The following is a 10,812-nucleotide window of genomic DNA, read 5'->3' on the forward strand; positions in this document are numbered from 1 at the left end:
TAATGATGAATAACATTGTAATTGTTGGTCTGCAATGGGGTGACGAAGGCAAGGGTAAAATAGTAGATTATCTTTCTGAGAATGCAGATGTAGTTGTGAGATTTCAGGGAGGAAATAATGCAGGGCACACTATAGTAGTAGATGATGAGGTTTATAAATTAAATTTACTGCCCTCTGCTGTTTTGAGGCCAGGCAAAATATCTATCATAGGAAATGGCGTTGCTCTTGATCCACACGCTCTAATCTCAGAAATAGAGTCATTGAAAGTTAAAGGAGTAGACGTAAACTATAACAACTTGATGGTATCCGAGAGCTGTCCATTAATACTTAGCATACATAAGGACAAGGAAAAGCTATTTGAAGATTTAAATGGAAATCACAAAATTGGTACAACAAACAAAGGGATAGGGCCATGTTATGAAGATAAAGTTGGAAGGAGAGCTATACGCCTTTGTGACTTAGAAAACGCAGATGAGCTCAATAAAAGAGTGGATACTCTTTTGAATTACCACAATGCTATCAGGAAAGGCCTTAACTACCAGGTGGGTAAAAAAGAAGAAATATTAAAGGAAATTCAAGAGATTTCAGAAAAAATTCTTTCATATAAAAAACCTGTGTGGAAGATATTAAATGACTTGATGAAAGAAGGTAAGAAAATAATATTTGAAGGTGCCCAAGGCGCATTTTTAGATATCGACCACGGAACTTACCCTTTTGTTACTTCAAGTAATACTGTAGCATCGCAAGCAATAACAGGCTCAGGGTTATCCTCCAATGCTTACATTATTGGTGTGGTAAAAGCTTATACAACAAGAGTGGGCAATGGCCCATTTCCTACTGAGCAGAAAAATGAAGTAGGAGATAGCTTGTTTACTATAGGTAAGGAACTTGGAACAGTGAGCAATAGAAGAAGGCGTTGCGGATGGTTCGATGCAGTTTTAGTGCGCCAGGCCGTACAACTCTCTGGAGTTTCAAGCATTGTATTAACCAAATTAGATGTGCTTAATTCTTTTGATACAATTAAAATATGCACTGGTTACAAGTATAGCGGAAAAATGTATGATTATTTACCCGCATCGCATTCAATACAAGGGGAATTAGAGCCAATATATGAAGAGTTTCCTGGCTGGAAAGAAAACACTCAAGGTAAAAGGTCGATTGAAACATTGCCTATCAATTTAATAAAATATATAGAAGGGTTAGAAAAATTAATAGGTGTACCAATTCATCTAATCTCAACTAGTCCAAAGAGAGAGGATGTTATTAAGCTTAAAGATTTCTGAAAACGTCTTTGTATCTTAGAGCCTGTACGTAATCTCAAAAAAGAGATAAAGTGAGAGGATAAAGTATATAAAGTAGGATATGCGAAGTTTATAACCAAGTGACATAAGTCGAGAAAAGTTTGAGATTATTGTAGCAGATCTGGAATCTTGCAGAAAGAAGACAAAACCAAGAACACTTGATTTACATGATATATTTTGTGGAGTGTTATACGTGTTAAAAAGTGGTTGCCAGTGGAGAATGGTATCAAAAGAGTTCCCAAAATGGCGCAATTGTTACGACTATTTTAAGAAGTGGAGTGAAAAACCAGATGTAAATAAAGAAAGTGTTCTGGAGCTGGTATTAAAAAAAAATAATTGCGACAAAACAATGGTCGGAAAAGCTTCTGCATAATTGATGCACAGAGTATAAAAAATGCAGATACTGCTGAAGCTATGATGCAGGCAAGAAGATTTCAGGGCCGTATTGCAGTAGATACGCAAGCATGCAATTTATACAACAACAGCAGAGATAACTGACCGTAGCAGTGCTGTGAGAATGGTCGAAAATGCAAAAGAAAACCTCTCGGGAGTTAAAAATGTACTGGTTGATGCAGGCTATACTGGAGAGAATTTTGTAACTCAAATAAAAACGATTATTGGTGCAACCGTTGAAGTGATCAAAAGAAATGAATTACGTTCCTTTGTTGTATTGCCCAAAAGATGGGTTGTGGAGCGATCTTTTGCTTGGTTAGAAAAATGTAGAAGATTGTGGAAAAATTGTGAGCGAAAACTCAATACTAGCCTACAAATGGTAGTTCTGGCTTTCACTGCCTTACTTCTGAAAAAATTATGAACAGGCTCTTACTAACTCTTATCTAATAAAAAAAATACTTGTGTAACTTCGAATAGTCTATTATGCAAGACAACAGTATAAACATGTAGTAAGAAATGTATAATGAAAAATAAAAGCTCAAGTTTAACACTTGCAGTTATTTTTACACAATTAAGTAATCATAAAAGTTAGTGTAGGGCGAGGTTATACAGTTTGATTTCTTTTAATATATGTTAATTGGTATAATATAAATATAGTTAAGGAGGTGTATTATGATTGGAAGTTTGGCTAAAGAAGAAAAAACAGCAGAGGCAGGAAAAACAGGTGATCAACTTGAAAAGTGTATTGGACCAACTTCACTGAATAGGGAGGTTTATTACTCTACGCTTATCTACTATACATTAAAAGAGTTATATTCACAATTAGGTGATATCTCTTATGCTAATAAAACAAGATCAGAAAAAGAAATAATCAATTTTTATGTTCTACCTCAATTTGCACGTTTTAAAGAAATTATTGATGAAGATATAAAAAAAGATCCTTCGTTTGCAAATTCTGCTATTGTAAAGTTTTGCTCCTCAATTATAAAAAATAACAAATTACTTAAAGAATTAGAAGAAGTTAGTATTCCTGCCAAAAACTCTAGTGTAAAGGCAAGGGTAAGCTTTCAACTAAAAAATCTGAAAGAAAAGGTGTGGTTCTTAGGAAAACTAAAGGAAAAAAAGAATTTCACTTACGTGCAGAGGGCTTTTGGGGATAAGTGGAGTTTTTATGACCTAATAAATGATGGAGATTTTAAAAAAACGTACATAGATAAAGCAGTAACAGAGTCTGCTAATAAGAGCTTTAAGGAAGATATAGATAAATGCATAAAGTTGGCAGAGCAGGGAAAAGAAGCTGCAAGTAAATATCTTGGAGAGAAAGGCGTAGAGTTTCGAGCTTATTACACAGAAACTGATAACACTCATAGAGTTTTGAATATCAATCTTATTAATTACAATAGAAGTGAGCAAACCAGGATTAGTGACATTTTACAGCAAGAGAAAGATATTAAAGAGCTGAATATCTATTGCAATAAAAAACATGAAATACACTCTCATCGGAAAGGTAAGGAAAGATATTATGAATTTAAAGAGGGCGCATATTATGAAATGAAAAGCACTTGGCCTGTAAAGGATGGATCCGAAATGTGTACCATGATTATGAATGTGAGTAGCGATGGCATAACTGAAGTACTAAAATTTAATGATGAAGATTTTGTGCTATCGGATGAGATCTTAGAATTAATAAAGCAAAACGATGAATTATATATTCAAGGTCTCTCCTTATATGATGCTGTACTAGAAAAAGGTAAGGCTGCTGATGTTGTACCTACTGCTAATAATAATTTTCAAAATGAGTCTATAGCGGCCTATCGCGAGGAACCAGAGGGGGAATTAGACCCTAAAGTTGATGCTGACAATAGCCTTCCTCCTTCTATTAATAGCAATGCATCAACTCAAACGGAAGTCAATTTACAACACACTGAAACTCAAACAGAAGTTGCTTCACAACAAATCGAAACTAAAACGGAAGTCAATTTACAGCACACTGGAACTCAGACAGAATTTGCTTCACAACAAATGGATGAATTGATTTTAAATAATCAGATGCTGTCCGAAAAAAACGTTGAATTGAAGCAAGAAATGTCAAATTTGAAAAAAGAAGCTGTTGAATTGAAGCAAAAAATAGAAGCAGGGTTGCAAGTGATAAATAAAAAGCACCATGAATTAATACAAGAAAATCAGCGACTACAGGAGAAACTAGAAACAACCCAAGCAGAAGCTAATCAAACAATTGTAAAGTTAGAGAAGCAGAATAGCAATTTACAAGACAGGTTTGAAAAAGAGGAGCAAAAAAACACGGAATTGCAAACTGAACTGGCACAAAAAAATGAAGAATTAGCAGGTGTGTTAAAAGAGCTACAAGGGAAAGCACAAGAACTTAAAGGTGTATATGAAGAAAAAAGAAAGCTAAAGGAAGAGCTGAAAATTGTTAATGCAGGAAAGAAGAATTTGGAAAAAGAGCTAAATCAAGCACGAGAAGATGCGGAACAGATAATGGTTGAACGACGCCAGCAGAAAGAGCGCTTGAAAGATCAGCTAAGAGAATTAGATCAGGAATATAAGGTACAAGTAGAAATTGAGCAAAAGATTAAAGAATCAGATAGGCAGGATAGCGATTTACAAGATACACTTGGAGAAGAGAGACTAAAACTCAACATTGAAGAACTAGAAAACGAGTACGAGGAATTTCCAGGAGATAAGGTGCTTACACTTGAACTCACTAAAGATGAAGATAAAGTCGAAGAGTTAAGAAACGAGCTAGAGCGTGAGAAAGAAAAGTGTAAACAATTATTAGAAGAAGAAAATGAATGGGGTGATGAATTGGTAGGAATGCTTGATGGACTGGAAGAAAAAATTCGTGCTGATGAACAAAGGAGCTTCAACAATCAATTAACGGGAGAAATTTCTAATGAGTCTGGTAATGCTCCACGACAGAAGAAAAGGTTATCCAAATCTTCAAGCGTTGATAATGAGTCTTATGTGCCACTGAGAGAGAAGACAACATTACTCAGATCTTTAAGCGTTGATAGTGGACTTGATAGCGATGAAGAAAATTGTGATAATGATTTATCTTTCAACATAAGTCCTATAAGTTCTATTGAGAAGGTGGCAGAGAGTAGAAACGTAGGTAGGGTATCATTGTGAAGATGGTTGGGGTTAAGTTGCAACTTAAGTGGGGCGCAAAAGGTCTTTTGTGTTGATAATAATTTAAAATCTATAGTAGACTAAAAAAGATTATTAAATTATAATATAACATATGATAAAAGACGAGAAATCGAAAACAATTTTTGAAGTGGAAGGGGCAGTAACTGCTTTACTACCTGCAGCAGAATTTAGAGTGAAACTGGACAATGAACATGAGATTATCTGTCATGTATCAGGGAAAGTGAGAAGAAGTAAAATACGCATCATTATAGGGGATAGGGTGTTAGTTGAGATGAGCATTTACGATAGGAATGCAAGAAAGGGTAGGATCATTAGAAGGCTTAAAGGTACAAGTGACAGAACGATCTCTAAATAATCTTATTCTTGCTTCATCATCGAAAAGGCGTATAGCTTTACTAAAACAAATAAACATTGAGCCAGGTTTAATTTTGCCAGCAGATATAGATGAAGCCCCTTTAAAAAAGGAACTTCCGAAGGATTACTCAATCCGTATGGCAAAAAGTAAAGCTGAGAAAATACAAAGTTTAAATCCAAATTATTTTGTGCTTGGTGTTGATACAGTTGTTGCTTGTGGTAGAAGGATATTGCTCAAAGCTGAAAACGTTGAGCAAGCAGAAAAATGTATCCGCTTGTTATCAGGAAGAAGGCATAGAGTATACACCAGTGTATGTCTATTAACTCCCGATCAATCTAAACAACATATCAGGACTGTGGTTACAATAGTGAAATTTAAACGTCTCAGTGAACAAGAAATTAAGTATTATTTAGCATCAGAAGAGTGGAAAAATAGGGCGGGGGGATGCAATATACAAGGCCTAGCTGGAGTGTTCGTATTGTTCTTACGCGGCTCCTACTCTTCCGTTATAGGGTTACCATTACATGAAACCTATTGTTTGCTAAGCAATTATTTTAACTTCAATTTATATTGAAATACCTTTATTAGTATCTTTTTTTTGTTGTGACTCAGCAACCTGTTTAGCCCAATCTAGTGGTCTTTTATTTCTGTTAGCTAATGCAATTCTATTGCGATCATAACCATCAGTGTGTTCTGTTAAAGTATCTCCTCTTTCTTCTTCTATTACTCCAGCTTTCAGTTGTGCTTCATCTTTCTCTAGTAATTTATATAGTTCGCTATTTTTATCTACAGTTGGATTAGTGTCATTATTTTCTCGTTCTGCCACTGTTTTTTCTAACCACTTACGTATAGGGTCATATTGTTTACCTTCTCCTATCTTTTCTAAAATGTTTTCTGAGAATGAATCTTTAGGAATATTTTCTTTAGTAGCCTGTTGTGCCGGTTCTCTTAATCCTTTATCCGGGTTTCCCAATGCTCCTTTTAACTCACTCGTATCTCCGATTTCTTTTGGTTCAATGTTTTCTAAGCTCTTCTTTAACTGTTCAGGATTTACTTGAGATTGTTCATTATTGTCATGAGTTGGAGATGAATAGCCCGAATCGTTTGCTTTTATGTCTGTTGAGCTGTCTTTTAGCAACCCAACTTCTCTCAAGCGTTTTTTAGTTTCTTCGCTAATCTGACTCTGATCAGCTGATTTTAACCCGAGATTTTCTTGACCTAATGTATTTTTAAGTTCTTCAAATAGAGTTAGATTACTTTGTCTAATATGTTCTTCTAATTTCCTTCCTACCTGTTTTAAATCTGTTTGAGATTTACTATCACTATTAGTTGGAGATATATAGCCTGAATCACTTATACTATTTGGTGTTGAAGCAGAGACACTAATAGTTGGACCTTCCACTATTTTTACATCTGCTAAATCGTCTTTTTGCAATCCATCTTCTTTATCTTGTGACAGTTTATCAGTAGGATCAACTTGCCTTAATCCTCTATTATCCTGCTGTGATCTATCTCTGATTTCTTTAAGAAGATTTTCAGGTGGAGTTTGATCACTTTGTTCAATGTTCTCTAAGCTCTTCTTTAACTGTTCAGGATTTACTTGAGATTGTTCATTATTGTCATGAGTTGGAGATGAATAGCCCGAGTCACTTTTATTATTGAGTGCTGTAGCAGAGAGCGGCTGTTCACTTTCTTTCCACTTAGCATCACTAGCATCTTGGTTATCACTGTTATCTGGAGAAGATGAATAAGGAATTATGTCCTTTAATGTCTCTAACGGTGATGGGTTATTTTTTCTACTTCCTGCAATTGATGCTTTTCTATCATCAACATCAATGTGCCGTAAGTTGTTTTTCTTGAAATTTCTGATGTCTTGTAACAGATCGCCTTTGCTATTTCCTTCTTGTTGCTGGGTTTTAGGTTGTTGCTGATCATTAGGTGTTTGCTCACTTCTATCTGGTTTTTGGCTTCCAGGTACAGCATGTCCAAATGTAGGATTGTCATACCGTTCATCTTCTTGCCTATTATCTTGATTGTGGCTTACAGACTTGGTGAAAGTAGAACTATCTGAAGAATCAGAAGTTGCACCTTTTTGCTGATTATTAGGTGTTTGCTCATTTTCGCGCAAGTCATCTGGTTTTTGGCTTCCAGATTTGGCTCCCCCTTGCTCATCGAAAACACCTTTTTTAGGTGGTAGTGAACTAGTTCTAGGTGGAAGTGGCGGAGGAGTTTTTTTGTTCTGAGGATTCTCCTCAAAAAGCGATTGTAGGTTATAAACTTGACCTCCCGAATTTGCTTCTCGTGCTGCTTGTCTAAGCTCACGCTTTTCTTTAGCCTCCTGAGAATTAATTTTATCGTCAAAATCTTTTCCAATTCCGCTATCGTAAGACTGCCTTCTGCTGTTAGATTGTAGTCCAAAATGTGAATGGTGGTCTTCTTTTTTTTGAGTTATATCAGTAGCTTGAACGCTAACACCTCTATTAACATCAATTCTTGTTGTAGTTTCAGATGATAGCTCGTTACTGTCTTTATTATGTTGCATCTCATTCGCTTTTCCTTGTCCTTTCTCCCTGAATTGTATTTCATGCAAGAATAAACCACCTATTTTTACATCTCTGTTTACTTCTAACCGTTCTAGAGAAAAATCATCACCTTTAACAAGGTCTACACCGTTAGCATCAATCTTAATTTTGATCTTACATTCCTTCCCCTCCGCATACCACTTTAAAGTCATTTCATATGAACCATCAGTTACGACATAATGTCTTATTTTTTTCCCTTCTTCCTCGGCAACAAAACCATGCATTCCGCTCTTTCCATCACTATGCAATGTTGAAAATCCCGAGATTTCATTCTTCTCACAAAAATCACTGTTTAAAAATTCGCTGATTTTAAACTCTTTTTTGTTATTTCCCAGCGTAATACTTGCGTGATTACCGTATATTGAAACTCCTGCAACATCATCAACATACTCTTTCAACCTTTCTTTAACTTCACTTTCAAGGTCTTGTCCAGCTTTCTTTGTCTTGTCGCATTTCTGAAGAATAACTCCATATGCTTTATCTTTGTTTTCTTCTTCGTCCCAATTCCAGTTGGCGTGTTTTGTTAAAAACTTTACTGTGTTAAAATCAACTCTAGCATTATAAATTGGGTCGTCTTCCTTTTTTATTTTATCAAATAAAGGAAAAATTTCTTGAATGCGCTCATTATAAATGTGTTCTTGTTGTGTATCGTTAGTGCCCATATATCCCTCACTAATAACCCTCTGCCTTTAGTTCTAGCTAATACTAGCTAATATAATTATCACAAGCATTGGTTGAATTTTTATTAAGGAAGGTTGTGTTACTAATGTGATGACACAAGCTATTTTATGGTAACATCAAACGATTTAAGTTGTCATTCCAGTCTGGAATCCAGCCTTTCACGAACCCCATCAAAAATGTTGTGTTTTAACATAAGATTAGCTACTTTTATGCTCACTAACTTAGTGGCAATCAAGATTCCTGGATCCCAGTGTCTGGGCACTGGGATGACATCCTTCTTGGCGGAAATCACTCTTATATCACAACAGCTGCATAGCCTAAATTGCTTTAGCTATAGCTCTGTTTTTGCAACTTCAAATATCTGCTACTCATAGTAAACACTTCTGGATCTTGAGAGGTTAGCTTGAGTATAGCGAGTATGTTGATAAACAACAAAGCAGCAATCGAGATATCAGCAACATCCCATAGCAACCGGACTTTACCTATCGCACCAAGCGGAATGATCATGGTAAAAATTACAATCCAGATTTTAGTGTATTTATTATCCATAGACACATAGCGTATTGTCTGTTTTGAGCAAAAAAACCAAGTAAAAATAGTAGTAAAGGCAAAACAAAACATTATGGCCATAATTAAATAGTCAATATAGGGCCAATTCATAGCTTTTCTAAAAGCAAATATGCACATGTTAGTACTCTCTAAATCAGTGACCCAAGAATCTGTGACAAGCAGTACCATTGTTGTAATAAACACTATGAATGCAACTATAAAAGGCGATATTATTGTGATTAGGCTCTGTTCAATAATAAATTTATTATTATTTTTCTTAGGAACAATTGAAGAATGTACGATTCCTTCGAGGCCAAGCCCTATATCTGTTGCAAAAATACCTCGCAAAGTTCCAACTTGAATAATAGTCAACATTTCTAAAATCAAACCTAGAGATAAACCAGAGTTAAAGCTACTAGTTGTAAAAAAACTGCTTGTTATTAGTTTTAGAGAAGGAAGAATATTTTCACTAAATTTAAATAATATGATACCGCAAAGTGTGAGGTAACTTACCGTCATTATCGGTATCATAGCCGATATAAAAATTTTAATTTTTTTTAAGCTGAGAGCTGCAACAACAAAAAATATTATGGCCATTACAATGCCACCAACAACTACAGGCACATCTATCATATTAAGTGGTATTGATAGAGAATTTACCTGAACAAGGTTACCAACTGTTATTGAAACCATCATCATGATAACTAGAAAGACAATTGTGGCCTTCCTAGAGTTAAACGCATCAGTCATGTAGGCTACAGGGCCACCTATAAACCGTTCGTTCTTTTCCTTTCTGGTTTTTATACTTAGATAACAAGTGACATATTTTATCACAGAAGTGATAACAATAATTATTGCCATCCATAAAATAGAGCCCGGTCCTCCGGTTTTTAGAGCAACAGCAGTTCCTGAAATATTGCCTACTCCTAAATTTCCCCCTAAAATTGTAAACAGAGCGGCTATAGAAGAAAATTTATTTTCTCCTCTTTTAGCTCCAAGGAGTGAAAGGGCGTATGGTAATCTAAATACCTGTAGCCATTTTAGTTTAATCGATAGGTAAACACCAGCAACTAGCATGAGTAATATTGTTGGCAGTAATAAAACAAACTTTACTGTATCCATCTGTAAAAGTGAGATTTTTATTTGAGTATACAACAAAAATTGAAAATACCTAACCTATTTTCTATGTATGACTTCGTTTCCGTCATTCTAGAAACCTTTTCTTGTCATCCAAGTAGCGTGACACATAACTGTACGAACATTGTAATATGGTACAATGTTAAGACGATGTCATTCCAGTGCTTGACACTGGAATCCAGCTTTTAATGCAACCCCTCACCAAAAATATTGTGTTTTAACATAAGGTTAGCTACTTTTATACTCACCAACTTAGTGTCCAATCTGGATCCCAGTGAGCTTTGTTGCATAGCAGCAGAAAAATTAGTGATTACTGACAAAATTCATTATAAATAGCGATTTAACTGTTGAAGAAAAAATATGCCACAAAAAATGAGGGTCAGTAACCATAGCGAATATAACAAATTTCTAGAAAAAAGAGGAAATATTTTTCATTATATCAACGAAGCCATAGAAAAGTGGTACGAGAATGGTCCAAAAATACCAGGTGGCAACAATATTTATAGCGATAAAGTTGTAATTTTGGTGCACATAATAACTTGTTTATTTAGAATAGGCCTGAGGCAAACAGTTGGGTTTATAGCAGGATACCTTGAGCAAATTGGGAAAAATTTGCAAGTTATCAGCTATTCACAATCATCAA

10 protein-coding genes and 1 pseudogene are annotated in these 10,812 nt (G+C 35.2%); 7 read left to right on the top strand and 4 right to left on the bottom strand.

Annotated elements, in window-relative coordinates; all coding sequences use genetic code 11:
• The first annotated feature begins 5 nt into the window (after window positions 1-5).
• The 5 genes and pseudogenes from OZD62_RS05535 (at window position 6) to OZD62_RS05555 (ending at window position 5,794) form a co-directional block, all read left to right on the top strand.
• A complete protein-coding gene (locus OZD62_RS05535) occupies window positions 6-1,283 on the top strand; it encodes an adenylosuccinate synthase (protein WP_275019620.1) in 1,278 nt (425 codons plus the stop codon).
• Window positions 1,284-1,386: 103 nt separating this feature from the next.
• Window positions 1,387-2,115 (top strand): annotated as a pseudogene (locus tag OZD62_RS05540) (IS5 family transposase).
• 251 nt (window positions 2,116-2,366) lie between these two features.
• Window positions 2,367-4,844 (top strand): coiled-coil domain-containing protein, encoded by a 2,478-nt coding sequence (locus OZD62_RS05545; RefSeq protein ID WP_208571758.1) that lies wholly within the window; start codon window positions 2,367-2,369, stop codon window positions 4,842-4,844.
• 112 nt (window positions 4,845-4,956) lie between these two features.
• Window positions 4,957-5,220 (top strand): translation initiation factor IF-1, encoded by a 264-nt coding sequence (gene infA, locus OZD62_RS05550; protein WP_007550159.1) that lies wholly within the window; start codon window positions 4,957-4,959, stop codon window positions 5,218-5,220.
• Window positions 5,198-5,794: a Maf family nucleotide pyrophosphatase gene (locus OZD62_RS05555; RefSeq protein WP_010082554.1), complete on the top strand. Its 597-nt coding sequence runs from the start codon at window positions 5,198-5,200 to the stop codon at window positions 5,792-5,794. Before infA ends, OZD62_RS05555 begins: the two co-directional genes overlap by 23 nt.
• Here the strand turns inward: OZD62_RS05555 and OZD62_RS05560 are convergent.
• From OZD62_RS05560 to OZD62_RS05570, 3 genes are all read right to left on the bottom strand, one after another.
• Complete coding sequence (locus OZD62_RS05560; RefSeq protein WP_095742669.1) at window positions 5,786-8,464, bottom strand: hypothetical protein; 2,679 nt, start codon at window positions 8,462-8,464, stop codon at window positions 5,786-5,788. The two genes, OZD62_RS05555 and OZD62_RS05560, sit on opposite strands and share 9 nt — an antisense overlap.
• A gap of 152 nt (window positions 8,465-8,616) precedes the next feature.
• Window positions 8,617-8,775 (bottom strand): hypothetical protein, encoded by a 159-nt coding sequence (locus OZD62_RS05565; RefSeq protein ID WP_275019618.1) that lies wholly within the window; start codon window positions 8,773-8,775, stop codon window positions 8,617-8,619.
• A gap of 35 nt (window positions 8,776-8,810) precedes the next feature.
• The gene (locus OZD62_RS05570) at window positions 8,811-10,154 is read right to left on the bottom strand and encodes an alanine:cation symporter family protein (RefSeq protein WP_275019619.1); all 1,344 of its coding nucleotides are present in this window, start codon (window positions 10,152-10,154) and stop codon (window positions 8,811-8,813) included.
• A 21-nt stretch (window positions 10,155-10,175) separates the two neighbouring features.
• Here OZD62_RS05570 and OZD62_RS05575 point away from each other — a divergent pair, with 21 nt between their 5' ends.
• Window positions 10,176-10,358 (top strand): hypothetical protein, encoded by a 183-nt coding sequence (locus tag OZD62_RS05575; protein WP_174515886.1) that lies wholly within the window; start codon window positions 10,176-10,178, stop codon window positions 10,356-10,358.
• On the opposite strand, the gene OZD62_RS05580 is transcribed toward OZD62_RS05575, so the two are convergent.
• Window positions 10,355-10,489 carry a hypothetical protein gene (locus OZD62_RS05580; protein WP_256437683.1) on the bottom strand — a complete coding sequence of 45 codons (135 nt, stop codon included), beginning with the start codon at window positions 10,487-10,489 and terminating at the stop codon, window positions 10,355-10,357. The genes OZD62_RS05575 and OZD62_RS05580 overlap by 4 nt on opposite strands.
• Window positions 10,490-10,529: 40 nt before the next feature.
• Here OZD62_RS05580 and OZD62_RS05585 point away from each other — a divergent pair.
• A partial coding sequence (locus tag OZD62_RS05585) for a transposase (protein ID WP_038198669.1) occupies window positions 10,530-10,812 on the top strand: 283 nt, incomplete at its 3' end.

Source organism: Wolbachia endosymbiont of Drosophila seguyi, assembly GCF_028981765.1.
Classification (GTDB): Bacteria; Pseudomonadota; Alphaproteobacteria; order Rickettsiales; family Anaplasmataceae; genus Wolbachia; species Wolbachia pipientis.

What these genes read in the sequence shown, in the direction of transcription:
- OZD62_RS05535 (WP_275019620.1), top strand. Translation starts at nt 6, where the DNA reads ATGAATAACATTGTAATTGTTGGTCTGCAATGGGGTGACGAAGGCAAG.
- OZD62_RS05545 (WP_208571758.1), top strand. Translation starts at nt 2,367, where the DNA reads ATGATTGGAAGTTTGGCTAAAGAAGAAAAAACAGCAGAGGCAGGAAAA.
- infA (WP_007550159.1), top strand. Translation starts at nt 4,957, where the DNA reads ATGATAAAAGACGAGAAATCGAAAACAATTTTTGAAGTGGAAGGGGCA.
- OZD62_RS05560 (WP_095742669.1), bottom strand. Translation starts at nt 8,464, where the DNA reads ATGGGCACTAACGATACACAACAAGAACACATTTATAATGAGCGCATT.
- OZD62_RS05570 (WP_275019619.1), bottom strand. Translation starts at nt 10,154, where the DNA reads ATGGATACAGTAAAGTTTGTTTTATTACTGCCAACAATATTACTCATG.